The following is a 24,111-nucleotide window of genomic DNA, read 5'->3' on the forward strand; positions in this document are numbered from 1 at the left end:
ACCGATCAATCCGCCCTACGGTTCCGGTGTGGAGCTGCGCCAGCTGGAGGCCTTCGTCGCGGTCGCCGACGAGCTGCACTTCGGTCGCGCCGCCCAGCGGGTCCAGATCGGCCAGCCCGCGCTCAGCGAGCTGATCCAGCGGCTCGAGCGCGAGCTGGGCGCACGCCTCTTCGTGCGCACGACGCGGAAGGTGTCGCTGACCGGCGCCGGAGACGAGCTCCTCCCCCGCGCCCGCGACATCCTCGACCGGGCCGAAGCAGCCAAGAGCGCCGTACGCCGCGTGGCGGCCGGGGCCGCCGGCTCCCTGCGGATCGGGATCACCCCACCGGCCGCTCCGGTCCTGGTGCCCTACCTCGTCGAGCGGTTCGCGGAGCTGGCTCCGCTGGTCGAGGTCACCGTCGAGCAGCTGTGGCTCCCCGCGCTCTCCCAGAAGCTCGACGCGGGCGAGATCGACGTCGGCGTGACCTGCGCGATCACCGTGGCGAGACCGGGCACCCGCCACGAGGTCTTCTGCGCCGAACGACTCCTCGTGGCCCTGCGTCCGACGCACCCCCACGCCGCCGACGCGACGGTGGAGCTGTCCGACCTCGCTGGTGACACCCTCGGGATGTCGCGCGAGAGCCTGTTCCCTGCGTGGGCGCTCAGTCAGCAGCAGGTGCTCACGATGGCCGGCATCTCACCGCCGATGCTGCCGCTGGTCGACACCGACATCTCGGCCCGGCGGTGGCAGGAGCAGGACGGCGTCGACTGGGTGATGCTGATCGGCTCGTTCACTCCGGGACACGACCCGGCGAGCGTCAAGGTCGTGCAGCCCGAGCTGACCGTCCCCTTCGTCCTGCAGTGGGCACCCGAGCGGACGACGAGCGCCGCGGTCGTCAACTTCGTCGAGATGGCGCTCAGCATGGATCCGCCGCCCGGGTGGTCCACCGCTCCGGCACACCGACGTCACCGCAAGCTCGCCTGATCCAGCCGAGCTGTCTCAGTGCTGCTCTTCGCCGCCGTCGACGAAGAGCTCGCTGCCGGTCATGAAGCTGCTCTCGTCCGAGGCGAGGAAGAGCACGGCCGCCGCGATCTCCGACGGCAGACCGGGTCGACCGATCGGCAGGGCGCTGGCCAGCTGGTCCACCAGCGCGTCGGCCGCACCGGCGTCGGGTGCGAGGCCGCGGAGGCCCTCGGTCTCCGTCGGCCCCGGGATGACGGCGTTGACCCGCACCCCGCGGCCGGCGAGCTCGACCGCCCAGGTCCGGGCGAACGCGCGCACCGCGGCCTTGCTGGCGCCGTACACCCCGAAGGCGGGCACCCCGCTGGTCGCCGCGGTCGACCCGGTCAGCACGACCGACGCACCCCGGTTCAGCAGGGGCAGCGCCTTCTGCACCGTGAACAACGTCCCGCGCACGTTGGTCGAGAAGGTCTCGTCGAAGTGCTCCGGGGTGACGTCCTCGAGCGCGGCGAACGATCCACCGCCGGCGTTGGCGACCAGGATGTCGAGCCCTGCGCCGCGCTCGGCGATCGCTTCGTAGACCCGGTCGAGGTCGTCGAGGTCCGAGACGTCCCCGCGCACCCCACGTGCGTGGGCGCCGAGCTGGGCGATCGTGGCGTCGAGCGCCTCCTGGCGGCGCCCGGTCACGAAGACGAACGCTCCCTCGTCGACGAATCGCTGCGCGGTGGCGCGGCCGATCCCCGAGGTCGCTCCGGTGACGAGCGCAGTCTTGCCGTCGAGCTGTCCCATGGTGGTCTCCTGTCCCGGGCGATGAGGCCCATTACGTGATATGTCATGCTTAACCGCGATGGACCGGCCGGCATTCCCGGGGGTCGTCAGCACGAGGAGGCACGGTGCCTGGCAGGGCGAGAGACACCAGTACGACGCTGCAGGCGGAGCAGGCAGAGACCTGGTTCGCCTACATGCGCGTCGTGCTCCGCATGGACTACGAGGTGAACCGCGAGCTGCAGGCCGACACAGGCCTCTCGCACCAGGACTTCCACGTCCTCAATGCCCTGGCGGACTCACCGGGGCAGCGCCTCCGGCTCAGCGACCTCGCGATCCGGATCGGGTGGGAGCGCAGCCGAGTCTCGCACCACGTGCTGCGCATGGAGGGTCGCGGGCTCGTCGACCGCTCCCCGTCGGCCACCGACCGTAGGGCGACCGACGCGGTGCTGACGGACGAGGGCCGTGCTGCGTTGGGTCGAGCCATCCCGGGCCACGTGGCGCTCGTGAAGACGTTGTTCTTCGACGGCCTCGACCCCGAGCTGCTGGGGCCGCTGCGCCAGGCGCTGGAGCAGATCTACGCGCAGGTCGTGACCCACGGGTCGCTGCCCGCACCGCCGTCCCACCAGGTCGACTGGACCGAGGCCTGACCTGTCGGCGCCCGCCCCTACGGTCGGCCCATGGACATCGGTGTGGTCGAGCTGCGTCAGTACACCCTGCGTCCCGGGACCCGTGACGGGCTGATCGAGCTCTTCGACCGTGAGCTCGTGGAGACCCAGGAGGCCTGCGGGATGACGGTGATCGGCCAGTTCCGCGACCTCGACCGTCCGGACCGGTTCGTGTGGCTCCGCGGCTTCGCCGACATGGAAGGCCGCCGCCGCGCACTCGAGGCCTTCTACGGCGGGCCGGTCTGGGCCGAGCACGGTCCGGCCGCCAACGTCACGATGATCGACTTCGACGACGTACGCCTCCTCGCCCCCGTCGTCGCGCCAGAGCTGACCGGGACCCGCCCGACCGGCGCCGAGCCGACGCAGTTGGCGATCACCGTCCACGACGTCTCCTACTCCGAGCAGGTGGCGCCCGACGCGATCGGTCTCTTCGAGACCCTCGACGCCGTCAACACCTACCCCGGACTGCCGATCCGGGGTGGCGACCCTGTCGTGGTCCGGATCGGCCCAACGCCGCGGGTCGGCGTCCCCGCGCTCCAGGAGATCCGGGCCGAGACCACCGGGCGGTCCTGGCTGAGGTGAGTACCGCTCCGCCCGTCAGGCCACGTGGAGCAACAGCGCCAGCGCGAGCACGGCCAGCCCGAGGACGAGCAGTCCCAGGTGGATCAGCTTGACGAGGCGCACACCGCGAGCGGCTCGGGTCATCGCCGCGGCGGTCACCGGGTCGGTCAGGTCAGGCTCGGGAGGATCCTCGTCGTCCCAGTCATGGTGCAGCCTCACTCAGTCAGTGTCGCCCGCGCGGCGCCGCGTGACGAGGGAGGCGACGGCGCGCCAGCCCACCATCGTCACCACGAGGAAGATGGCGGCCACGACCAGGAAGCCGGGCGCCATGCCGCGGCCGGAGAGCGCGCGCAGGAGCATGCCGAGCACGTAGGTGACGGCGACGACCGTCGCACCCTCGGGCCAGATCCGCAGGGACTGGCGACCACGCCGAGCCAGCAGCAGGTGCGCCAGCACGGCGGCCGCCGCGAACGGCCAGGCGATGGTGAGCAGGATCCAGTCGGACTCACCGGGTTCGTGCGAGCTCTTCCCGCCGAGTGCCAGCGCTAGCACGCAGACGAGGTCGGCGACGAGCGGCCAGAGACGTCGGGCGTTCACACGACCTCGTCGTCGTCGACGACGTCGCGACCGTCGGCGGTCACCGGGTTGTCGTCGATCGCCTCGACGGCCTCCGTGATCTCGGGCTCGGCGGCGGGACGCTTGTCGAGGTGGACGCCGGCGATCATGCAGCGCACGGAGCCGCCAGCCAGCTCGATGGTCGGGATGTCGACCGAGAGGATCGTGCAGGACTTCTCGATCTCGTCGATCTGGTCCTGGCGCAGGCTGCGGTGGGCCTCGGCCGACATCGCCATGATGTAGTTGCGGCGGCCGTCCGGCGTACGACCACAGAGCTCGACAGCGTTGCCCGCGAAGTGGCGGACCTGCTCCTCGGTGAGCTCGACGACCGTGCGCCCGTTGACCGTCAGCCGCTCGCGGACCTGCTCGCGGCGCTGCTTGTCGGGGATCAGGTCGAGCGCGAAGAGCGCGACGTCCGTGCCGACGCAGCCCATGACGTTGGTGTGGTAGACCGGCACGCCGTCGTGGTCGACCGCGTCGAACGCCATCGGCTCGTAGCCGAAGTCGGTGCAGAAGCGCTCCAACACGTGGGTGTCCGCGCGGTGGCTGCGCGCGGCATACGCGACCCGGGAGACGTGGTCGAGCACCATCGCGCCCGTGCCCTCGAGGAAGATGCCGTCCGGCTCCAGGCCGGAGTAGTCGATGATCGTCTGCACGCGGTACTCGGACTTGAGCATCTCGAGCACGTCGGCGCGGCGCTCGTGGCGGCGGTTGGACGCGTACATCGGGTAGACCGCGACGTTGCCGCCGGCGTGCGTGGAGAGCCAGTTGTTCGGGAAGACGCTGTCCGGTCGGGTGTGGTCCTCGTCGGAGAAAACATGCACGCGTACGCCGGCCGCGCGGAGCGCCTCGGCGAGCGCGTCCATCTCGGCCAGCGCCTTGAGGGCGGTCTCGTCGTCGTCCTGACCCGCCGGCACGTCGTGCTGGAAGGCGTTGTCGGCGGCGGTCGCCGGGTTGGGCTTGAACCGCTCGGCGCGGATCAGGATCACAGCGGATGGGGCTTGAGCACTCACAACAGACGAATGTAAGCCCTCACCGGTCGACGCTCCGAACCGCCGACGGCGACGTCAGGTGCCGATCAAAGGGCACGTCGATGGGCGTCCGTGCGACTCGGCCGGTACCTGCTCATCTCACACCTGCGTCGCCGAGGACTCGCTTGCTGATCTCACGACGACCGACACGCCCTCAGTCGACCGCGACGTCACTCCGCCGCCTGTTGGACGAGTCGGTCGACGGAGCTGGGACCGCCAGAGAATGGGCGGGTGGTCCACAAGCCGTCTCGAGTGTTGCTCGACGTCGACACGGGAATCGACGACGCGCTCGCCCTGCTCTACGCCGCCACCGAGACGCGCCTGGATCTGGTGGGCGTCACTGCGGTGGTCGGCAACGTTCCGGTCGACGTCGCCGCGCGCAACTCCGCGGCCGTCCTTGCGGTGGCTCGCGCATCACAGGTCCCGGTGGTGGTCGGAGCGGCGCGCACCGTTGGTGGGTCCGGTCACCGCAGCGGAGAGACAAACCACGGCAGCGGCGGTCTGGGCGGGGTGGTGCTGCCAGCGCCCGCCACGGGGGCGGTCAGAGACGAGGATCCGTCGGAGCTCGTCGGCCTACTGTCGCGCGCTGCACCTCTGGCGGTTGCCGCATGCGCTCCGCTGACCAACGTCGCGCGGTACGTCTCCCAGCCCGGTGTCGATCACGTCGTCATGGTCGGGGGCGAGCTGGCGGCCGCATCAGAGCCAGAGTTCAACGTCGCCCACGACGCCGCTTCGGCCGCGACGGTGCTCTCCGCGGGAACGCCGCTCACCGTCTACACCGCCGACGTGTTCGAGACCATTGCCGTCCCACCCCTGCTGGTCACCAAGCTACGAGGCTCGCGCGACCCGGCGGCCCGACTGGCGGGCGAGTTACTGGCCGTTTGACGTCGCCATCTACTCGGGGACGCCGGCGCCCTCGTGCTCATGGCACATCCCGACCTGTTCGACGTCCGACCAAAGCACATGGCCCTGGACGGAGACCAACTGGTGCCGCACCCGTCCCGAGATGTCGGACGCGAGGTCAACGTCGTGATTGCCGCCGACGTGCCCGGGGTGATCAACGCCTTCATCTCTGCCCTGGACGACTCGGTCATCTCGCGGCCCGACTGAGCCGCGCGAGCGCGACCTGCGCCACCAGCAGCTCCAGGTGCGCCTTCGTCTCCATGGCCGCCATGCCCTGGCTGAACTCGTCGAGCTCGTCGAAGGCCTTCTCGTGGCGGGTCCAGCCGAGGGTGTGGGCGACGGAGAAGCCGGTGGCCGGGCCGTCGGCGAGCGCCGCGAGGCTGAGGTCGAGGCGGCGGTCGTGGAAGGCGAGCAGCTCGTCGACGCGCTGGTGCGAGGACGGGGCGACCGGGCCGTGGGCCGGGAGGATCTGGAGGTCGGGGAGCGAGCGGACCTTGGTCAGCGAGGCCATGAAGTCGCCGAGCGGGTCGGGGGTCGGGGGGACCGTGAAGCCGATCGAAGGGGTGATCGTCGGGAGCACGTGGTCGCCGGCGAAGAGCAGGCCGGCGGCCTGGTCGGCGTAGACGAAGTGGCCGGGTGTGTGCCCCGGCGTGTGTACGGCGTCGAGGGTGCGCGCCCCGACGGCGATCTGCTGGTCACCGTCGAGCCAGGTGTGGGGGTACATCCAGATCGACGGGCTCGGCTCGTCCGACGAGCCGGCTGCCCAGATCTCCGCGATCTCGTGGGCGCCGGCGGTGCGGAGCACGTCGAGGAAGGGGTTGTGGCTGAGGTCCGGGTCGTTGAGCAGGTCGAGCGCGGGCTTCTCGCCGAGGCCGAGGGCGACGTCCGCGCCGTACTCGTGGCCCAGCACCGTCGCCAGGGTGAAGTGGTCGCGGTGGACGTGGGTGACGAGGAAGCGCTTGATGTCGCCGAAGCCGTAGCCGACGTCGCGCAGGCAGCTCTCGAGCAGGTCGCGGGCGACCTGGATCGACCAGCCGCCGTCGATCAGCGTGAGCCCGTCGTCGGTCTCGATGACGTAGACGTTGATGGCCTTGAGGCCGTCCATCGGGAGCGGCAACGGGATCCGGTGGATCCCCTCGGTCACCTTCCAGGCGCCCTCCTTGCTCCAGTGCTCGCCGGAGTCCGGCGAGACGGCAAGGGCAGTGGGCGTGTTGGAGGTCGTCACTTCCCGGACCCTACGAGGTCACGTCGGGGAAGCCGAGGTCGAGGGTGGGCTGCTGGATGCCGCCGTCGATCTCGATCAGCTTGCCGGTGACGTACTGCCCCGCCTTCGAGGAGAGGTAGAGGACGCCAGCCGCGATGTCCTCCGGCTCGCCGACCCGGCCGAGCGGCGTCTTGCCCTCGAGCTGACCCATCAGCTCGGGCTGGCCTGCGACGAACTCCAGCGCGCTGGTGAGGATCGAGCCGACGTAGATGCCGTTGACCCGGATCCGCGGCGAGAGGTCCTGCGCGGCCATCTTGGTCCAGTGCGCGAGCGCGGCCTTGGCGGTGCCGTAGGCGACGAACCCGCGGTCCGCCGTACGCCCCATCATCGAGCTGATCGTGACGACGCTCTTCTGCTGGCCGTCGTCGTCCTTGAGCATGAGCGGTACGGCGGCGCGGGTGAGCGCGTGCGCGGTGGCGACGTTGAAGCTGAAGGCCTCGTTGAGGAAGCGCGGGCTGGTCTTCAGGAACTCCTTCGGGAAGGTGCCCCCGACGTTGTTGACGATCGTGTCGAGACGACCGAGCTCGTCGTACGCCGTCTGCGCGAGGCCGGCGACGGCGTCGAGGTCGCTGAGGTCGGCGGGTACGACGACGCAGCGACGTCCCGTTGCGCGGACCTGCTCGGCGACGACCTCGAGCTGGTCGGGGGTGCGCGCGGAGATGAGGACGTCGGCGCCCGCCTCGGCCAGCGCGACGGCGGTGGCGGCACCCAGGCCGCGGCCGGCGCCGGTGACGATGGCGACCTGACCCTCGATGGAGAAACGGTCCAGGATGCTCATGCCTTGCTCACCAGGCCCCTTCCGGTGACGAGTGGGAGGTCGAGCGCGGTGATGAGACCGCCCTTCGCCTCGACGACGGCGGGCAGCGCGTTGACCAGGCGCTGCGCGGTGGTGATCATCCCGGAGACGTTGTGGTCGCCGTGCTCACCGTGGTGGGTCAGGTCGAGCTGCATCATCGGCTCGCCGGTGATGATCACCCGGTAGCCACCGCCGCCCTCGGCCGGCTGCGCCCACTCGGGCACCTGGTCCTCGGCCGTACGGGTGACGTGCTCGAGCACGACGCGCGGGATGCCGTCGACGTTGCCGATCAGCTCGAAGCGGACCGCGCCCATGGTCCCGGCCTTCACGTCGCCGGAGACGCTGGGGGTGTCGACCTCGGCGGCGCGGCGCTCGACCTTCTCGATGAGCGGCTCGTCGAGCACGATGTCGAGACCGGCCGCGATCTGGCGGACCACGCTGCCCCACGCCATGGTGAGGATGCCGGGCTGCCAGAGCAGCGGCTCGAAGTCCATCGGCCGCCCGAAGCCGAACATGTCGCCCATGACGACGGGCTGGTAGTACGTCGAGTAGTCGGCGATCTCCATCACGCGCACCTCGTCGATGCGCTGGCTCAGGCTGGTCAGCGCGAGCGGCAGGAGGTCGTTGGCATAGCCCGGGTCGATGCCGTTGACGTGCAGGCTCGCGCCCGTACGACGTCCCGCCTCCTGGAGCCGGTCGAGCATCGTGTCGGGGAGGATCTTCTCGGGCCACTGCAGCAGCACCGGACCGCTGGACACGACGTTGATGCCGGCCTCGACGAAGCCGAAGAGGTCCTCGATGCACTCGAAGACCCGGTCGTCGGCCATCGCGGTGTGCACGATCGCGTCCGGCTTCAGCGCGATCAGCGCGTCCCGGTCGGTGGTGGCCAGGACGCCCAGGGTGCGGCCGAGGTCCGCCAGGATCCCGGCGTCCTTGCCGTCCTTCTCGGGGTTGGACACCCAGACGCCCACCAGCTCCATGCGCGGGTGCGCGTCGATCCCGGCGATCGCGTGGCGACCGATGGTCCCGGTCGACCAGACGACGACTCTCAGCTTGTCTCCCATGGCGGCCAACCTAGAACACGTTCTAGTTCTTTGGGAAGGGTCGCTTTTTGGCTTCCGGGGTTTCGAGACGGTTGCTGCGCAACCTCCTCAACCAACGGCGGGGGTTGCTGCGCAACCTCCTCAACCACCGGCGGGGGTGATCACCGGGCAGCGGGTGCCGGAGTAGATGGTCGGCATGCAGCGGTTGCAGTGGATGCAGACGCCGGCGGTGGCCTCGGCCGACTGCAGGCGGTTGACCAGGTCGGGCTCGCGGAGCAGCGCGCGGCCCATGGCGACGAAGTCGAAGCCGTCGGCCATCGCCTGGTCCATCGTGTCCTTGCGGTTGATGCCGCCGAGCTGCATCAGCGGCATCGTGAGCGCCGCGCGGAAGCGCAGCTGCTTCTCGCGGAAGTAGGCCTCCTCGAAAGGGTAGGACTTGAGGAAGCCCTTGCCCACCGGCGTCTTCATGCCGAGGCGTACGACGAGGGGCATCGTCTCCGCGAACTCCTTGAGCGGAGCGTCGCCCCGGAAGAGGTACATCGGGTTCATCAGCGACGACCCGCCGCTGAGCTGGAGCGCGTCGAGGGTGCCGTCGGACTCGAGCAGCTGCGCATACTCCAGCCCCTCGTCGGTCGACACCCCACCCTTGAAGCCGTCGCCGACCGACACCTTCGCGGTGAGCGCGACCTCGTTGCCGACCTCGTCGCGTACGGCGCGCGCGACCTGCCGACCGAGCCGGGCACGGTTTTCGAGCGAGCCGCCCCAGCCGTCCTTGCGGCGGTTGAGCCCGGGGGCGAGGAACGACGAGATCAGGTAGCTGTGGGCCATGTGCAGCTCGAGCACGTCGAACCCGGCGCCGACCAGGGTCCGCGCGGCGGCGACGTACGCCTTGGTGACGCGGGTCAGGTCGGCCTCGGTCGCCGCGCGGATCATCTGCATCGACAGCGGGCTCGGCATCCGCGAGGAGCTGATCGCCTTCACGCCGTTGGACCGGCCGTTGGCGACCGGGCCCGCGTGGCCGACCTGGCCGGCGATGGCGGCGCCCTCGTGGTGGATGGCGTCGACCAACCGGGCCAGCCCGTCGCGGGTGTCGGGCCCGACGACGATCTGCTCGCGGTGGGTCCGGCCTTCCGGCGCGACGGCGAGGTAGGCGACCGTCGTCAACCCGACCCCGCCGGTCGCGACGGCCAGGTGGTAGTCGATCAACGCGTCCGTCACCTGACCGTCGGGCGCCCGGCCCTCGAACGTCGCGGCCTTCACGGTCCGGTTGCGCAGTCGCACGGGACCGAGCTGGACAGGGGCGAAGACGTCGGCAGTCACCCCGGCAATCTAGAACACGTTCCAGATTTCAGCGAGGGGTCAGAGGGCCGCGAGGTCGAACAGCTCCGGCTGGCTGAGCTCGGCGAGCAGCCGCGCCTCGGTCGCGTCGTACGCCTTGTCGCCGCGCAGGATCCGCAGCAGGCCCGCGTAGCCGTCGCCGGCGGCGAGGCTCAGCACCAGGGCGTCCGCGCCGAACCGGTCGAGCCAGGTCCAGAGCGTCGCCGCGTCGATGCGGTGCCGGGCGACCCGCTCGACGACGAAGTCGGCGTGCGCGCCGGACAGGTCCGCGTCGAGGCGGCGCTGGACGTCGCCGAGGTTGGCGAGAGCGGGGTGCCGGACCACCCGACGGCGACGGCGGTCGGCCTCGCGTCGACGAGCGGTGGGGGTGGCGGTCGCGGTGGCCAGCCACCCGATCAGGGCGGAGGCCAGGACGGCGATGACGATGACGGTGTTCATGGTGGTTTCCTGTGTGGGGGTCGTTGACAGGAACACCGTGCCGCTCAGCGCTTGGTGGGCGCTGGGGCTCCGCTGGGGGTGACTGGGAGCGCTACTGGGAGTCGGCTGGGAGCCGCTTCTGCCGGCGCAGCCAGAAGAGCCCGGCGATGGGCAGGGCGGCGGGCACGAACCCGTAGCCGATGCCGTAGTCGGACCACACCGACGGGTCCGGGAACCACCGCTCCACCACGAGGCTGAGCGTGCCGACGGTGAGGACGCCGCCGAGCTCGACCCACAGCATCACGCTGGCGAAGCCGGTCTTCCCGTACGACGCCTGGCGGATCGCATACCAACCCAGCGCGTAGGTCACCGCTGCGGCGGCAGAGAGCCAGTAGGCGACCGGCGCGTCGTCGTACTGCGTGGTCAGCTGCACCAGCGCGCGGGCGCCGGCGGCCAGGGTGAAGAGCGCGTAGAAGGCGAGCAGGACCTTGTGCGGTCCCGAGCGGGGGGTGTCGGTCACGTCAGGTCCCTCAGGTCCAGGTCATCTGCAGGCGTACGGCGATCACGCCGACCGCGATCGCGGCGACCGCGACGACGGCCGACGACCACACCCCGCGGTCCTCGGTGATCGACGCCATCGCGATCGGCAGGATGCAGACCGACGCCGCGAGGTAGCCGATGTGCGCGGACATCTCGGCCGGCCGCGAGCCGCCGAGCATGCTGCCGAGACCGGCGACGGCGCGGATCACGTTGAGCACCTCGAGCAGCCAGACCATGCTGTCCAGCCACGGCGGCCGCTGCCGTCGGGTGAGCGCGATGGCCAGGGCAGCGACGGCGACGATGGCGGCGTACCCGACCACGAAGACGCTGATCTGGGCCAGCCCGCTCGACATGCCACCATCATCGACCATGGCGTACGACGATCTGGTGGCCACCCTCCGCGCGGCCGGCTGCGTCTTCGCCGAGGACGAGGCGCGGCTGCTGCTCGATGCAGCCGCCGACGACGACCACCTCGAGCGGATGGTCGCCGAGCGGGTGAGCGGCACCCCGCTCGAGCTCGTGATCGGCTACGCCGAGTTCTGCGGGCTGCGGATCGCGGTCGCACCGGGGGTGTTCGTGCCCCGGCAGCGCACCGCCGATCTCGTACGCCGCGCTGCCGACGGTCTCCGTGCGGGGGACGTCGCGGTCGACCTGTGCTGCGGGACCGGCGCGCTCGGGGCGGCGCTGCTGGACGCCGTCCCGGGGATCGAGCTGCACGCCGCCGACGTCGACCCGGCCGCCGTCGCCTGCGCCCGGCGCAACCTGGACCCCGAGCGCGTGCACGAGGGCGACCTCTACACGGCGCTGCCGACCGCGCTCCGGGGCCGGGTCGCGGTGATCCTGGCCAACGCGCCGTACGTGCCCACCGAGGCGATCGCCCTGATGCCGCCCGAGGCCCGCGACCACGAGCACCGGGTCGCCCTCGACGGCGGCGCCGACGGGCTCGACGTCCAGCGCCGGGTGATCGCCGAGGCGCCCGAGTGGCTCCGGCCCCGCGGCCTGCTCCTGGTCGAGTCGAGCGAGGAGCAGGGCCCCGTCAGCGCTGACCTGATGGAGGCTTCCGGTCTCGCCGCCGAGGTCGACGGCACCGTGGTGATCGGGACCCTAGGCTGACCTCATGGGCGAGCTGGCCGTCACCTGGTGGGGACACGCCTCCGCCACGGTCGAGATCGACGGCGCCCAGGTGGCGCTCGACCCGCTCTTCAGCGACCAGCTCTTCCACCTGCGCCGCTACACCGCGCACCCCACCGACGAGGCCACCGACGCCGACGTCGTGCTGATCTCCCACCTCCACCACGACCACCTGCACCTGCCGTCGCTGCGCCGCTTCGCGCGCGACACCCCGATCCTGGTGCCGCGCGGCGGGGAGTCCCTGCTCCGCGACCTCGGGTCCGACCGGGTGCTGCCGGTCGGCCCCGGCGAGGTGCACGAGATCGCCGGCGTGACGATCCGCGTCCTGGCCGCCACCCACGACGGCGGTCGCGGCCCGCACACCAAGATCACCGGGCCGCCGCTGGGCTTCCGGGTCGACGGCGGTGGCCGCTCCTTCTGGTTCCCCGGTGACACCGAGCTGCGTGACGACATGGCCGAGGTCGGCCACGTCGACCTCGCGCTGATCCCCATCGGCGGCTGGGGTCCGACCCTCGACGACGGCCACATGGACCCGGTGCACGGCGCCGAGGCGGTCGAGCGCGTGGGAGCCGACGTGGCGATCCCCGTGCACTGGGGGACGTTCTGGCCGCTGGGCCTGCGCCGGGTCGCGAAGGCCAACCACCGGCACCTCTTCGTGACGCCGGGCGACCGGTTCCTCGAGGCGCTCGCCCGGACCACCAGCACCGCCGAGCCGCTGCTCGTCGAGCCCGGTCAGACGGTCAGGCTCTGACTAGCGGAGCACCAGCCGGGTCAGCAGCGGCCGGTGGTCGCTGTTGTAGCCGCTGAGCACCCACTGCCCGTCGAACTGGATCCGGCCGGACCGGTAGGCGCCCTTGTCGGCCCAGACGTAGTCGATGTTGCGGCCGTTCTCGGGGAAGGTCGTCGCGACGTCCAGGCCCAGCTCCTCGTACGACGAGACGGCGGTCCTGCGCAGCGCGCGGGTCGGACCACCGGCCGGGAGGTAGGCGGCGTCGGCGCGGGCGTCGAAGTTGAAGTCGCCGGTCCCGATCACCCAGCGGCCCTGCGCCTGCGCCCAGATCGCCGCGAGCCGCTGCAGCTGGATGCGCGCGCGGAACGCGTTCTTCGTGTCGGTCCAGTGGCCGGGGTGGTGGTCGAAGTCCTCGATCTTCTGCGGCAGGTGCACGTTGATCACGGTCAGCTGCCGGCCGGACTGGCGGTCCTGGAGAGTCACCTGGGCGACCAAGCGGTTGCCGAACGGGTAGCGGCCCTCGTAGGAGCTGACGCCGTACGCCACCCGCTTCTGGTCCGCCGCGACCAGGCGGAACCGCGAGCTGCGCCAGGAGATCGCGAGCTCGGAGCTGCCGCCGCTGTAGGGGAACGTCTTGGTCGCGAAGCCGGGCAGGCGGTGCAGGACCGCCCCGAAGTCTTCCGCCTCCTGCCAGCCGACCACGTCGACACCGGGCCGCGACGTCAGCCGGCGGGCGTCGTGCAGCGCGTGGGCGGAGGAGAGCTGACGGAACATGTTCATGCTCGCCACCCCGACGTCGAGCGGGGCGAGGCGCAGCGGCTTGAGGCCGGCGGTCAGCTGGCCGCCCTGGCTGGACGGCACGACCTGGGGCCGCACGATCCGGGGCTCGATCGAGCGCGGCGTGGCGGCCACGCTGACGATCGCGGCCTGCGGAGCCGGCTCGTCCGGGGCGTCGTGGTCGACGAGCGGAGCGACGAGGAATCCGAGCACGGTCGCCAACAGCAGCAGCGGCGGCGGACCTGTCCACCTGCTGGGGTGTCGGCGCGCCTCACGGCGGTCGCGTCGCACCACGCGGCGTATCCCCTCGGCTCGATCGTCGGCCCAGTGACCGATTGAGCGATCACGCTAGCCTCGCGAGTCCCTCCGGCCCCGTAGGCCACGCCGACCGGCCCGCCGAAGAGATCCCCGAGCACGGCAAGTAACGTCACGGTGTGACCACCGCGCATCCGACGTACGAGCAGCTCGTGGACCTTCCCGCCTACTCCTCGCAGCCCGTCCCGGCGGCGTTCGAGGACATCAACGGCCACCTGAACATCCGCCACTACCTCGGCATCGCCAGCGAGGGACTCGACGAGTCCCTCGAAGCGGTCGGCATCCCGCAGAACTGGCCGACCCTCGCCGGTCAGGCCGTCTTCAGCGCCGAGCACCACCTCACCTACCTCGCCGAGCTGCACACCGGCGACCGGGTCTCGGCCCGGGTGCTGCTGATCGGCCGCGCCGCGCGCGCCGCGCACGCGGTCGTCTACCTGCTCGACGACACCCACCAGCGGCTGAGCTACGTCATGGAGGAGGTCTTCCTCCACATCGACATGGGCACGCGGCGTACGTCGGAGTGGCCGGCCGACGTGGCCGCCGCGCTCGACAAGCGGATCGAGACGGACGGCGCGCTGCCCTGGCAGCCGACGCTCTCCGGGTCGATCTCGCTGCGCTGACCTCAGGACCGACGTGTCCGCCGCGCCGACCGACCTGCTCGGCACGTGGAGCCTGGTGCGGGTGGTCGACGACCGGCTCGCCGGTGAGCGCCGCGACGTGCGCGGCACGGCCACGCTCGCGCTCGAGTCGCCCGACCGGGTCCGCTGGAGCGAGGAGGGCGTGATGACGTGGGGCGACCACTCGGTGCCTGTCGAGCGCACGCTCTACGTCGACCGGGGCGACGACGGCTGGTTCGTGCACTTCTCCGACGGGCGGCCCTTCCACCCGTGGACGACCGGCGCGTCCGTGACGCACCCGTGCGCGCCGGACACCTACACCGGCCGCATCGACGTGACCGGCGACCCGGTGAGCCACTGGGACGTGGAGTGGCAGGCGACCGGTCCGCAGAAGGACTACGTGATGACCACGAGGCACGCCGACCGGCGCTGAGCCCTCAGCCGAGGTCGTTCTGGAGGCACCAGGCGACCGCCTGGGTACGGCTGTGCACGCCGATCTTGCGGTAGGCCGAGCGGATGTAGGTCTTCACCGAGTTGATGCTGACGAAGACCTGGTCCGCGATCGCCTGGTTGCTCAGGCCGCGCGCGATCAGACGCAGCACCTCGAGCTCGCGCGGGGTCAGGGCAGCGAGCGGCCCCGGAGTGCCGATCTCTCCTGCAGCCGCGGCTTCGACGACCCGGAGGATCTCCGTGACGTCGGCACCCACCGAGACCCACGCGACCGGCTCAGCCGGGTCGAGGCGGTCGTGGATCACGACGTCCGGCGTCACGGACTCGTCGCGGTGGTCGACCACGACGACGCGGTCCGCGTGGTCGGCGAGCATCGATCGGAGGCCCTGCGAGACGATCTGGTTCGTGCTGGCGATGGCCAGGCGCACTGGTTGACCTGACATGGTCAGAATCCTGTCGATCCGACCGGATCGCACGCGAGTCGGACTCGCCACCCGAAGGGGTGAAAGTTGAACGACCGGTGTCCGTCAGTGGTCGCGCAGCGCCGAGATCAGCTCGTCCTTGGACATCGACGAGCGGCCCTCGATGTCCAGCTCCGCTGCCCGCTTGCGCAGGTCGTCGACCGTCCAGTCGTCGTACGCCGGGGACGACCCGCCCTTCTTGCCGACCGCGCTGCGCGAGGTGTTGGCCGCGGCGTTCGCGATGGCCGCGGACTTCTGCTTGCTGTTGCCCTCGTCCCGGAGCTTCTCGTAGAGCTCGTCGTCCTTGACGCTCGGGCCGGGCTTCTTGCTGCTGGGCACGATGACCTCCTCGGTTGACGGTCCTCGTCCCGTACCCACCCCTCGTGCGCACATGCGAGAGCCCCTCTCCACCACGGTGAAGAGGGGCTCAGGCGTGGGGGGTCACGCCGCGCGACGTACGTCGGACTTGGCGGCCACGCGACCACCGAAGGCGACCACGGGCTGCGAGGCGAAGAGGCGGCTGTCGCGAGCAGCGATGACGAGGCCGACGACCGCGGCGGCGATGGCGCACGCGGCGAAGACGAAGAAGGCGATGACAGCGGGCTGGTAGGCGTCGAACATGGGAATCTCCTGGGTGTGTGACTCGGTGGGGGTGTCGGGCTGTTTGTCCGACGGGTAGACCATGTCGCGACCCGCTTGGGACCCACTGGGAGCCGACTGGGAAGTATTTGCCAGGCCCATGACAACCCGCCCGAACCGTTCGGAGTTCTTCTCGGTGTGACGATCTGGAGCAGGAGTTGATCCCCGCCGCCGACCGGCGCGCCTTCGAGCAGTTCGTGGCCGCGTCCTCGGACCGGCTGGTGCGCACGGCGTACCTCCTGTGCGGCGACCGCGGCCACGCCGAGGACCTCGTGCAGACCGCGCTGCTGCGCACGGCCCGCCGCTGGCGGACCGCGCGTGAGCAGCCGGACGCCTACGCCCGCCGGGTGGTGGTCAACCTCGCGAAGGACCGGTGGCGGATGCTCGGCCGCCGGCCCAGCGAGACGCCGATCGAGGCGGACGTCGCGATCCCGGTGACCGACGGGGTCGCCGACCGCGACGAGCTCCTGCGCGCTGCCCGGCAGCTGCCGGCGGGGCAACGGGCCGTGCTCGTGCTGCGCTACTTCGACGACCTCTCGGTCGAGGAGACCGCGGCCGCGCTCGGCTGCTCCACCGGCACCGTCAAGTCACAGACCGCCCGCGCCCTGGAACGCCTCCGGGCCGCGCTCGTCCCCGAGAAGGAGAACGTCGATGTTGACCGATGAGGACCTCACCCGCCAGCTGAGCGCTGGTTACCGCGACACCACCGACCACCTGTCGTACGCCGGCAAGGTGCCCGCCCCGCGGAGCATCCCGCGCCTCGCCGTACCCGTCGGCGCGACCGTCGCCGCCGCTGCCGTGCTGACCGTCGTCGCGACGACCGCCACCGACGACAGCCCGGCCCCGACACCCCCGCCCTCAGCCGCCCCGTCGGTGAGCGCGCACCCCAAGCTCGTGACCAGCACGATCAAGGTCGCCGGCTACACCTTCACCTATCGCCACGCGGTCGGCGACGAGCGCGCCGACGACCTCTACGCCGTGATGAACCCGGGCTCCGTACCCGATGACGCCACGCCGATCTCGGCACCTTCTCCCGCGAAGGCATGGGTCGGCACCGACCCGGAGTCCGGCGATCACGCGCTCTGGGTCGATGCACCGACGCGCAACGACGGTCAGCTCTTCGAGATGCTCTCGCCGACCTGGACGACCGACCAGCTTGCGGACCTCTTCCACAACGGTGACCGGGAGCCCCTCGCGATCCCGGCGATCACCCGCTGACGCTGGAACACGTTCCAGTTCTGGCCCTATGTTGTCGCCATGACCTGGTCCCGTAGCGAGCTCGAGTCCGCCTTCCAGCACTACCAGGACGAGGTGGAGAAGGCCTGCGCCACCCGCGACTGGGACCTCTTCGCGGCGCTCTTCACCGAGGACGCGACGTACGTCGAGCACGCCTACGGCAACTTCGAGGGCCGCGAGGCGATCCGCACCTGGATCACCCGCACCATGACCGAGGAGTTCCCGGGCACCGAGATGCCGCACTTCCCGATCGACTGGTACGTCGTCGACGAGGAGCGGGGCCGGATCGTCTGCGAGGTCTTCAACCAGCTCGCCGACGTCGGCGACGGCTTGCGCCACGGCGCCAGCAACATCACGATCCTCACCTACGCCGGCGACAACCAGTGGTCGTGCGAGGAGGACGTCTACAACCCGGCGACCTTCCTGCGCGCCGTACGCCGCTACTGCAAGGCCGCCCGCGAGCACGGCACGCTCTCGGCCGAGGGCGAGGCCTGGATGGCCGCCTTCGGAGGTTGAGGAAGGACGAAGTCCTGTCTCGAAACCCCGGAAACCAAGGCTCCTACGTCAGCTGCGGGGGTTTCGAGACAGGCGCTAGCGCGCCTTCCTCAACCACCGACACCCGGAGGTTGAGGAGGTTGCGCAGCAACCGTCTCGAAACCCCGGAAACCAACGTACCTACGTCAGCTGCAGGGGTTTCGAGACAGGCGCTAGCGCGCCTTCCTCAACCACCGACACCCGGCGGTTGAGGAGGTTGCGCAGCGCCTTCCTCAACCCCCGACGCCCGGTGGTTGAGCAGGTTGCGCAGCGCCTTCCTCAACCACCGACACCCGGCGGTTGAGGAGGTTGCGCAGCAACCGTCTCGAAACCCCGGAAACCAACGCACCCACGTCAGCTGCGGGGGTTTCGAGACAGGCGCTAGCGCGCCTTCCTCAACCACCGACACCCCGAGGTTGAGGAGGTTGCGCAGCAACCGTCTCGAAACCCCGGAAACCAACGCACCTACGTCGGGTGCAGGGGTTTCGAGACGGTTGCTAGCGCAACCTCCTCAACCACCGCGTGGCTACTTCACCTTCAGCCGGACCGACCCCGCGCCGTAGCCGGACTTCGACGCCTTCGCGACGAGCGGGCCGGCCTTGGTCGACTTCGGGAAGGTGATCGCGCACGTGCCGCTGGCTGCGGTGGTGCAGGACTTCGAGCCGGCCTTGACCTTCGCGCCGGCGACGGCGTCACCGGCGTCGCTGACGGTGAAGGTGACCTTCTTCTTGTGGCCGTGCGGCCAGGACGTCGGCTTCGCCTTCACGGTCAGGCCGGGCGCCACCTGGGTGTGCCAGTAGCCGTCGCCGACGTTGACGACGACGTCGCCGCGCGAGGTGGTGCCGTTGATCGCGAGGGAGTACGCCGAGTCCTTGTGCGGCGGCATCCTCAGGTTGCGCGCCGGACCGAAGCCGGTCCCGGCGATGTTGGTGCGCAGGGCGTGCACGACCGGGATGTTGTCGCTCCAGGCGATCCACATCCGGCCCGACGGTCCCGGGCTGATCGCGAGGTTGTCGGCGTACTTGGTCCCGGGGACCTTGTGCACGGTCGAGGTGCCGACCTTCCAGAGGCCGATGTGCCCGCAGTAGGGGTAGCCCGTGCAGTAGGCCAGGTAGACCCCGCCGCCGTCTCGGGCGACGAGCGCGACGCGGTCGGTGGGGATCGAGTCGGCGCCGACGCTCGACTGCGGCGCCTTCGTGATCGGTCCGAGCGTCGGCGCGATCTGGCGGACGAAGGTGCCGTTGCCCGCAGGCGAGTTGCCGTTGGCGTACCACGCGATCCACACGTCGTCGCCGTCGCGGACCATCGTCAGGTTGTAGGCGCAGCAGGAGACAGTGAACGACTGGTCGGGGTCCGAGCCGGTGCCGGTGTGCCAGGTGATGGTGGAGTTCGACGTGAAGGCGGCGACCGGCGTCCCGTCAGCGAGCGTGGTCGCGCCGGTGCCGTAGCTGCCGTAGCCACCCGTGCTGATGCCCACCGCCTCGGCAGGCAGCTCCCAGCTCGCGCCGGACTCCGGTGCCGTCATCGTGTAGATCCGGCCCTGCGACCAGAAGCCGTCGGTGGAGTCCTTGATGCCGCCGGCGATGACCCGGATCCCGTCGGCGCCGTCGCCGACCACGACCGGGGTGCTGTCGATCGAGGCCCAGGACGTCGGGAGGATGTCGTTCTGCACGGCGACGGTCCCGTCCGGGTCGATCGCGGTGTGCCCGAGCTGGGAGTCGGCGTCGCCGACCGACCTCGGGTAGACGACGTGCAGCACGCCGTCCGGCGTCCGGTAGAGGCCCGACTGGCTGGTGATGCCGACGCCTCCGGTGGAGATCTTGGTCCAGGTGCCGGGCGCGCCCCTGAGCTGCGCCGCCGGCCCGTCAGGCGACACCGCGACCGCGGTGCCGTTCCCCGCCGCGCCCAGCCCGGCAGCCACGAGCACCGCCGCGATCGGTGCCATCCAACGCCTCACCCGCATGTCGACCTCCACCTCTGTCCCGGACACGAGCTCCCACCTTCTCCCGCCGTTCGGGCCGACCACCATGGCTCAGACGGGCTAACCTCCGAGCCGACAGACGAGAGGATCCGGATGCGCTTCGCGGTCGTGTCGGCGTTCGTGCCGACCCACGAGATCCCTGCCATCGCGGTCGCGGCCGACGAGCTCGGCTACGAGAGCCTCACCATCGCCGACCACGTCGTCGACCTCGAGCAGCTCGCGACGCCGTATCCCTACGAGGCGAGCGGCAACCGTCGGTGGGACCCGTCCTGCGAGTGGCCCGACCCGTGGGTGCTCGTCGGCTCGCTGGCCGCGGTCACCACGCGCCTGCGCTTCTTCACCTCCATCTACGTGGCGGCCCTGCGCAGTCCCTTCCAGGTCGCGAAGTCGGTGGGTACGGCGGCCGTGCTGTCCGGTGGACGGGTCAGCCTCGGGGTGGGCGTGGGCTGGTGCCGCGAGGAGTTCGAGCTGCTCGGCCAGGGGTTCGGTGACCGCGGACGTCGTACGGACGAGGCGCTGGAGCTGCTCGGCAAGCTCTGGTCGCCGGGGTGGACCGAGCACGACGGCGAGCTCTACCCGACGCCGCGACTGGTGATGCGGCCCGAGCCCGAAACGCCCGTGCCGATCCTGGTCGGTGGCCTGTCCGACGTCGCGCTGCGGCGGGCTGCCCGCCACGACGGCTGGGTCGGCGACGTGTGCACGACCGACGAGGCGATCGCCGTCGCCGCCCGGCTGCGCGCACTTCGCGAGGAGGCCGGTGCCGGTGGACCGTTCGAGGTCATCCCGGCCCTGTCCGACGCGATCCTGCCCGACGACTTCGCCCGCGCCCGCGAGGGCGGCGTCACCCAGGTGATGACCGCGCCGTGGATGTACTACTTCGGCCGCCGCGCCACCCTCGAGCAGAAGCTGGAAGGCATGCAGCGCTTCCACGACGACGTGCTGGCGCACCTGCGATGAGCGGCTTCGAGCACCTCCTGCGTCCCGGGCGGATCGGGACGATGGAGCTGCGCAACCGGATCGTCATGTCGCCGATGGAGACGATGTACGGCACGCCCGAGGGCCTGCCCTCGGACCGGACCGTCGCCTACTTCGCGACCCGCGCAGCCGGTGGCGTCGGGCTGGTCACCGTCGGTGCGACCGGCATCGACCACCTCCACCCCGAGACGCCGGGCGGGCTGCACCTCGGCACCGACGAGTCGGTCGCCGCGCACCGCCGGCTGACCGACGCGGTGCACGCGCACGGCGCCAAGATCCAGCCGCAGATCGTGCACGCCGGCCCCGACGGGCTCGGACCGGAGATGCACGGCGTCACGTCGCTGGGGCCGTCGGTGATCCCGTCGTACCTGACCGGCCGACCGTCGACCGAGGTCACGCCCGACCAGATCGCCGCGATCATGGACCTCTACAAGGCGGCCGTACGACGCGCCCGTGAGGCCGGCTACGACGGCATCGAGCTGCACGCGGCCCACGGCTACATGTTCCTGGGCTCCTTCCTCGCGCCGCAGCGCAACCGGCGCGGTGATCGCTACCGCGGCACCTCCGTCGAGGGCCGGATCCGCGTGGTCCTCGAAGCACTGGCAGCGATCCGCGCCGAGGTCGGGCCCGACTTCCCGGTCACGCTGCGGATCTCGGGCTACGAGCGGGTCGCCGGCGGGCGCCCGTCGTACGAGACCGCCCAGGTGGCGCCACTGCTGGTCGAGGCCGGCGTCGACGCCTTCCACGTCAGCGGCGGGGTCATCGACCGGCTGGTCACCCAGATGGTCAACGGGTCCGACTACGGCGACGGCCTCAACGTCGGCGCGGCCGCGGCGGTGAAGGAGGTGGTCGACGTCCCGGTGATCGCGGTCGGGCGGCTGCACGACCCGGCGTACGCCGAGGCGGTGCTGGCCGACGGCCGCGCCGACTTCGTCGCCCTTGCGCGGCCGCTGCTGGCCGATCCCGACCTGCCCCGCAAGCTCGCCTCCGGAGACGTACGACGCGTGCGTCGCTGCATCTCCTGCGAGAACTGCATCGACTCGCTGGAGCAGCGCTTCTCGACCGACTGCGCGGTCAATCCCCTGACCGGCAAGGAGCACGAGCTCCTCGACCTCCGACCGTCTCCGCGGCACGTCGTCGTGGTCGGCGGTGGTCCCGGCGGCATGGAGGCCGCGCGGCTGTCGGCCGGGCTGGGTCACCGGGTCACGCTGCTGGAGAGGTCCGACCGGCTCGGTGGTGCGCTGGTCTGGGCCTCGGCCGTCCACCCCGAGAACGCGACCTTCCTCGACTGGCTGCGCGCCGAGATCACGGCCAGCCCGGTGGAAGTCCGGCTGGGGGTGACTGCCGACGCCGATGCGATCGCCGACCTCGCGCCCGACGCCGTGGTCGTGGCCACCGGCGGCGACCTGCGGACGCCCGAGCTGCCAGGGGTCGACCTGCCGCACGTGCATCTCGGCGCCGAGGTCTACGAGCTGATCGCTGCCGGGAGCCCGCCGCCGCTGGGCCGTCGGGTCTGCGTGGTGAGCGGTTCGCTGGCGAGCGCGGAGCTCGCCGAGACGCTGGCCCGCGCCGGCCACCTCGTGGCGCTGATGGTCGAAGGGCCGGCCCTGGCGCCGGAGTTCGGGCCGAAGCGGGTCACCGAGCACCTCGACCAGCTGGACCGGCTCGGCGTGACCATCCACGTCACGGCTCCGGTCGAGCGGATCGAGCCCGAGGCCGTCGTCTTCACCCCGTCCGGGGGTACGACGCGGCGGCTGGCCGCCGACAGCGTGGTCCTGGCCGGTGACGTCCAGCCGGACCTGACGCTGCACGACGCGATCGTCGCCCGGCTCCCGGGCATCGAGGTGCACGCGGTCGGCGACTGCACCGGCCTCGGTGTGATCCGGGGCGCGACCGACGACGCCGCGCGGGCGGCGTACGCGATCGGGCTCTAGGCCTGCTGCTTCGCGTCGATCGGGATGGTCAGCGCGAGCGCCGCACCGAGGAATGCCGCGCACGCCGCGACCACGAAGCAGAGCTTGAAGGCGCCTTCGGTCGGCAGCCCGAAGGAGCTCAGCTGGGCGGTGAGCAGGGCGGCCATGACGGCCGCGGCGACCGTGGTGCCGACCGAGCGCATCAGCCCGTTGATGCCGACCGCCGAGCCGGCCTCCTGGCTCGGCACGGCGTCCATGATCAGGGTCGGCATCGCGGCGTAGCCGATGCCGACACCGGCCGAGCAGACCGACGACGCGATCAGGATCTCCCACGGCGCGCTGATCAGGAAGAACGAGACGAGGTAGCCGAGGCCGAGCACCGTCGCGCCGATCGCGAGCGCGAACTTCGCACCGAGAGTGCGGATCAGCCGGCTCGAGACCGGCGCGAAGAAGAGCATCATCAGGCCACCGGGAGCCATCCAGAGGCCGGCGTGGAGCACCGACTGGCCCATGCCGTAGCCGGTCTCCTCCGGGATCTGCAGCAGCTGCGGGAAGACGATGGCCTGCGCCATCATCCCGAAGCCGACCGCGATCGCGGCGACGTTGGTGAGCAGCACCGGACGGCGGGCGGTCACCCGCAGGTCGCAGAGCGGCTGGCTCTGAGCCAGCTCGTAGCGTCCCCAGACCAGGAGCACGACGACGCCGAGGACGAGCGCACCGATCGTCTCCGTCGAGGCCCAGCCCCAGTCGTTGCCCTTCGAGACACCGACCAGCACCGACACGAGCCCGATCGCGAGGCCGATGGCGCCGCCGACGTCGAAGGTCCCCGAGTGGCCGTCGTGGATGTGCGGCAGCAGGAACACGCTCGCGAGCAGGACCAGCACCGCCATCCCGGCCGCGACCCAGAAGAGGGTGTGCCAGTCGTGGGACCCGGCGATCCAAGCGGCGAGCGGGAGGCCGATCGCGCCGCCGACACCAAGGGTCGCGCTCATGGCCGCGATGCCGGTTGCTGCCATCTCGGCCGGGACCGCCTCGCGGATCAGGCTGATGCCGACGGGGATGAACCCCATCGCGAGACCTTGCAGGGTGCGACCCGCGAGGACCGGCAGGAGGCTGCTCGAGAGCGCACACACCACCGAGCCCACGAGCATGAGCACCGCGCTGCCGACGAGCACCCGCTGCTTGCCGAAGAGGTCGGCGAGCCGGCCCGCGATCGGCATCGCGACGGCCGCACCGAGCAGGGTCGCGGTGACGACCCACGACGCGTTGGCCGCCGTGGTGTGCAGGTAGCCCGGCAGCTGGGTCTGGATCGGGATGACCAGCGTCTGCATGAGCGCGACGCTCATGCCGCTGAAGCAGAGCGCGGCGATGACCACGAAACCGGATGCCTTCGGCGGGAGCGCGGCGAGCACTGCGCTCTCGTCGGTCTCCACCGGCACGGTCTCGGTCATCGTCGTCCCCCCCACGTCGG

31 protein-coding genes are annotated in these 24,111 nt (G+C 71.1%); 14 read left to right on the forward strand and 17 right to left on the reverse strand.

Going from position 1 to position 24,111, the window contains the following annotated elements; translation table 11 throughout:
• Positions 1–28 precede the first annotated feature (28 nt).
• Positions 29–964 carry a LysR family transcriptional regulator gene (locus ABLE68_RS06035; RefSeq protein ID WP_348870402.1) on the forward strand — a complete coding sequence of 312 codons (936 nt, stop codon included), beginning with the start codon at positions 29–31 and terminating at the stop codon, positions 962–964.
• Between the two features lie 15 nt (positions 965–979).
• Here ABLE68_RS06035 and ABLE68_RS06040 read toward each other — a convergent pair whose 3' ends face one another.
• Positions 980–1,729: an SDR family NAD(P)-dependent oxidoreductase gene (locus ABLE68_RS06040; RefSeq protein ID WP_348870403.1), complete on the reverse strand. Its 750-nt coding sequence runs from the start codon at positions 1,727–1,729 to the stop codon at positions 980–982.
• Between the two features lie 104 nt (positions 1,730–1,833).
• Between ABLE68_RS06040 and ABLE68_RS06045 the strand changes: the two genes are divergently transcribed.
• Both ABLE68_RS06045 and ABLE68_RS06050 read left to right on the forward strand, forming a co-directional pair.
• Complete coding sequence (locus ABLE68_RS06045; protein WP_348870404.1) at positions 1,834–2,355, forward strand: MarR family winged helix-turn-helix transcriptional regulator; 522 nt, start codon at positions 1,834–1,836, stop codon at positions 2,353–2,355.
• 30 nt (positions 2,356–2,385) lie between these two features.
• Complete coding sequence (locus tag ABLE68_RS06050; RefSeq protein ID WP_348870405.1) at positions 2,386–2,955, forward strand: NIPSNAP family protein; 570 nt, start codon at positions 2,386–2,388, stop codon at positions 2,953–2,955.
• A gap of 15 nt (positions 2,956–2,970) precedes the next feature.
• Here the strand turns inward: ABLE68_RS06050 and ABLE68_RS06055 are convergent, their stop codons facing one another.
• The 3 genes from ABLE68_RS06055 to ctlX are packed head-to-tail and all read right to left on the reverse strand — an operon-like array spanning position 2,971 to position 4,562.
• A complete protein-coding gene (locus ABLE68_RS06055; protein ID WP_348870407.1) occupies positions 2,971–3,153 on the reverse strand; it encodes a hypothetical protein in 183 nt (60 codons plus the stop codon).
• Positions 3,154–3,531 (reverse strand): DUF3054 domain-containing protein, encoded by a 378-nt coding sequence (locus tag ABLE68_RS06060; RefSeq protein ID WP_348870408.1) that lies wholly within the window; start codon positions 3,529–3,531, stop codon positions 3,154–3,156.
• Positions 3,528–4,562 (reverse strand): citrulline utilization hydrolase CtlX, encoded by a 1,035-nt coding sequence (gene ctlX, locus ABLE68_RS06065; RefSeq protein ID WP_348870409.1) that lies wholly within the window; start codon positions 4,560–4,562, stop codon positions 3,528–3,530. The genes ABLE68_RS06060 and ctlX overlap by 4 nt, the downstream gene beginning before the upstream one ends.
• A gap of 249 nt (positions 4,563–4,811) precedes the next feature.
• Between ctlX and ABLE68_RS06070 the strand changes: the two genes are divergently transcribed.
• Together ABLE68_RS06070 and ABLE68_RS06075 are read left to right on the forward strand one after the other, a co-directional pair.
• The gene (locus ABLE68_RS06070) at positions 4,812–5,465 is read left to right on the forward strand and encodes a nucleoside hydrolase (protein ID WP_348870410.1); all 654 of its coding nucleotides are present in this window, start codon (positions 4,812–4,814) and stop codon (positions 5,463–5,465) included.
• 39 nt (positions 5,466–5,504) lie between these two features.
• Entirely contained in the window at positions 5,505–5,690 is a 186-nt protein-coding gene (locus tag ABLE68_RS06075) for a hypothetical protein (protein WP_348870411.1), read from the forward strand.
• On the opposite strand, the gene ABLE68_RS06080 is transcribed toward ABLE68_RS06075, so the two are convergent.
• The 7 genes from ABLE68_RS06080 to ABLE68_RS06110 form a co-directional block, all read right to left on the reverse strand.
• Positions 5,671–6,708, reverse strand: a complete 1,038-nt coding sequence (locus ABLE68_RS06080) for an MBL fold metallo-hydrolase (RefSeq protein ID WP_348870412.1) — start codon at positions 6,706–6,708, stop codon at positions 5,671–5,673. The genes ABLE68_RS06075 and ABLE68_RS06080 overlap by 20 nt on opposite strands.
• 10 nt (positions 6,709–6,718) lie before the next feature.
• Entirely contained in the window at positions 6,719–7,525 is an 807-nt protein-coding gene (locus ABLE68_RS06085) for an SDR family oxidoreductase (RefSeq protein WP_348870413.1), read from the reverse strand.
• Positions 7,522–8,607 (reverse strand): NAD(P)H-dependent amine dehydrogenase family protein, encoded by a 1,086-nt coding sequence (locus ABLE68_RS06090; protein ID WP_348870414.1) that lies wholly within the window; start codon positions 8,605–8,607, stop codon positions 7,522–7,524. Before ABLE68_RS06090 ends, ABLE68_RS06085 begins: the two co-directional genes overlap by 4 nt.
• Positions 8,608–8,727: 120 nt before the next feature.
• Entirely contained in the window at positions 8,728–9,906 is a 1,179-nt protein-coding gene (locus tag ABLE68_RS06095) for an oxidoreductase (protein WP_348870415.1), read from the reverse strand.
• Between the two features lie 39 nt (positions 9,907–9,945).
• Positions 9,946–10,362 carry a hypothetical protein gene (locus ABLE68_RS06100; RefSeq protein WP_348870416.1) on the reverse strand — a complete coding sequence of 139 codons (417 nt, stop codon included), beginning with the start codon at positions 10,360–10,362 and terminating at the stop codon, positions 9,946–9,948.
• Positions 10,363–10,453: 91 nt separating this feature from the next.
• Positions 10,454–10,861, reverse strand: coding sequence for a hypothetical protein (locus ABLE68_RS06105; protein ID WP_348870417.1), 408 nt, complete (start codon positions 10,859–10,861; stop codon positions 10,454–10,456).
• Between the two features lie 10 nt (positions 10,862–10,871).
• Positions 10,872–11,234, reverse strand: coding sequence for a hypothetical protein (locus ABLE68_RS06110; protein ID WP_348870418.1), 363 nt, complete (start codon positions 11,232–11,234; stop codon positions 10,872–10,874).
• A gap of 16 nt (positions 11,235–11,250) precedes the next feature.
• Between ABLE68_RS06110 and ABLE68_RS06115 the strand changes: the two genes are divergently transcribed.
• Both ABLE68_RS06115 and ABLE68_RS06120 read left to right on the forward strand, forming a co-directional pair.
• Positions 11,251–11,994 carry a putative protein N(5)-glutamine methyltransferase gene (locus ABLE68_RS06115; RefSeq protein ID WP_348870419.1) on the forward strand — a complete coding sequence of 248 codons (744 nt, stop codon included), beginning with the start codon at positions 11,251–11,253 and terminating at the stop codon, positions 11,992–11,994.
• A gap of 4 nt (positions 11,995–11,998) precedes the next feature.
• Entirely contained in the window at positions 11,999–12,763 is a 765-nt protein-coding gene (locus ABLE68_RS06120) for an MBL fold metallo-hydrolase (RefSeq protein WP_348870420.1), read from the forward strand.
• Here ABLE68_RS06120 and ABLE68_RS06125 read toward each other — a convergent pair whose 3' ends face one another.
• The gene (locus ABLE68_RS06125) at positions 12,764–13,813 is read right to left on the reverse strand and encodes an exonuclease/endonuclease/phosphatase family protein (protein WP_348870421.1); all 1,050 of its coding nucleotides are present in this window, start codon (positions 13,811–13,813) and stop codon (positions 12,764–12,766) included. It abuts the gene before it with no gap.
• Between the two features lie 140 nt (positions 13,814–13,953).
• Here ABLE68_RS06125 and ABLE68_RS06130 point away from each other — a divergent pair, with 140 nt between their 5' ends.
• Together ABLE68_RS06130 and ABLE68_RS06135 are read left to right on the forward strand one after the other, a co-directional pair.
• A complete protein-coding gene (locus tag ABLE68_RS06130) occupies positions 13,954–14,454 on the forward strand; it encodes a thioesterase family protein (protein ID WP_348870423.1) in 501 nt (166 codons plus the stop codon).
• Positions 14,455–14,467: 13 nt separating this feature from the next.
• Positions 14,468–14,884: a DUF6314 family protein gene (locus ABLE68_RS06135; RefSeq protein WP_348870424.1), complete on the forward strand. Its 417-nt coding sequence runs from the start codon at positions 14,468–14,470 to the stop codon at positions 14,882–14,884.
• A gap of 4 nt (positions 14,885–14,888) precedes the next feature.
• On the opposite strand, the gene ABLE68_RS06140 is transcribed toward ABLE68_RS06135, so the two are convergent.
• The 3 genes from ABLE68_RS06140 to ABLE68_RS06150 form a co-directional block, all read right to left on the reverse strand.
• Positions 14,889–15,344 (reverse strand): response regulator transcription factor, encoded by a 456-nt coding sequence (locus ABLE68_RS06140; RefSeq protein WP_348870425.1) that lies wholly within the window; start codon positions 15,342–15,344, stop codon positions 14,889–14,891.
• Between the two features lie 84 nt (positions 15,345–15,428).
• Positions 15,429–15,701 (reverse strand): DUF7218 family protein, encoded by a 273-nt coding sequence (locus tag ABLE68_RS06145; protein WP_348870426.1) that lies wholly within the window; start codon positions 15,699–15,701, stop codon positions 15,429–15,431.
• A gap of 102 nt (positions 15,702–15,803) precedes the next feature.
• Positions 15,804–15,983 carry a hypothetical protein gene (locus ABLE68_RS06150; RefSeq protein ID WP_348870427.1) on the reverse strand — a complete coding sequence of 60 codons (180 nt, stop codon included), beginning with the start codon at positions 15,981–15,983 and terminating at the stop codon, positions 15,804–15,806.
• A gap of 176 nt (positions 15,984–16,159) precedes the next feature.
• Between ABLE68_RS06150 and ABLE68_RS06155 the strand changes: the two genes are divergently transcribed.
• The 3 genes from ABLE68_RS06155 to ABLE68_RS06165 are packed head-to-tail and all read left to right on the forward strand — an operon-like array spanning position 16,160 to position 17,753.
• Complete coding sequence (locus ABLE68_RS06155) at positions 16,160–16,666, forward strand: SigE family RNA polymerase sigma factor (RefSeq protein ID WP_348870428.1); 507 nt, start codon at positions 16,160–16,162, stop codon at positions 16,664–16,666.
• Positions 16,653–17,219 (forward strand): hypothetical protein, encoded by a 567-nt coding sequence (locus ABLE68_RS06160; protein ID WP_348870429.1) that lies wholly within the window; start codon positions 16,653–16,655, stop codon positions 17,217–17,219. Before ABLE68_RS06155 ends, ABLE68_RS06160 begins: the two co-directional genes overlap by 14 nt.
• A 39-nt stretch (positions 17,220–17,258) precedes the next feature.
• Entirely contained in the window at positions 17,259–17,753 is a 495-nt protein-coding gene (locus ABLE68_RS06165) for a nuclear transport factor 2 family protein (RefSeq protein ID WP_348870430.1), read from the forward strand.
• A 544-nt stretch (positions 17,754–18,297) separates the two neighbouring features.
• On the opposite strand, the gene ABLE68_RS06170 is transcribed toward ABLE68_RS06165, so the two are convergent.
• Positions 18,298–19,716, reverse strand: coding sequence for a hypothetical protein (locus ABLE68_RS06170; protein ID WP_348870431.1), 1,419 nt, complete (start codon positions 19,714–19,716; stop codon positions 18,298–18,300).
• A gap of 129 nt (positions 19,717–19,845) precedes the next feature.
• Here ABLE68_RS06170 and ABLE68_RS06175 point away from each other — a divergent pair, with 129 nt between their 5' ends.
• Both ABLE68_RS06175 and ABLE68_RS06180 read left to right on the forward strand, forming a co-directional pair.
• A complete protein-coding gene (locus ABLE68_RS06175; RefSeq protein WP_348870432.1) occupies positions 19,846–20,709 on the forward strand; it encodes a TIGR03619 family F420-dependent LLM class oxidoreductase in 864 nt (287 codons plus the stop codon).
• Positions 20,706–22,661: an oxidoreductase gene (locus ABLE68_RS06180; RefSeq protein WP_348870433.1), complete on the forward strand. Its 1,956-nt coding sequence runs from the start codon at positions 20,706–20,708 to the stop codon at positions 22,659–22,661. Before ABLE68_RS06175 ends, ABLE68_RS06180 begins: the two co-directional genes overlap by 4 nt.
• On the opposite strand, the gene ABLE68_RS06185 is transcribed toward ABLE68_RS06180, so the two are convergent.
• The gene (locus ABLE68_RS06185) at positions 22,658–24,091 is read right to left on the reverse strand and encodes an MFS transporter (protein ID WP_348870434.1); all 1,434 of its coding nucleotides are present in this window, start codon (positions 24,089–24,091) and stop codon (positions 22,658–22,660) included. The genes ABLE68_RS06180 and ABLE68_RS06185 overlap by 4 nt on opposite strands.
• Positions 24,092–24,111 lie beyond the last annotated feature (20 nt).

Origin of the sequence: Nocardioides pollutisoli (assembly GCF_040045055.1) — a bacterium.
Lineage (GTDB): Bacteria > Actinomycetota > Actinomycetes > Propionibacteriales > Nocardioidaceae > Nocardioides > Nocardioides tweenelious.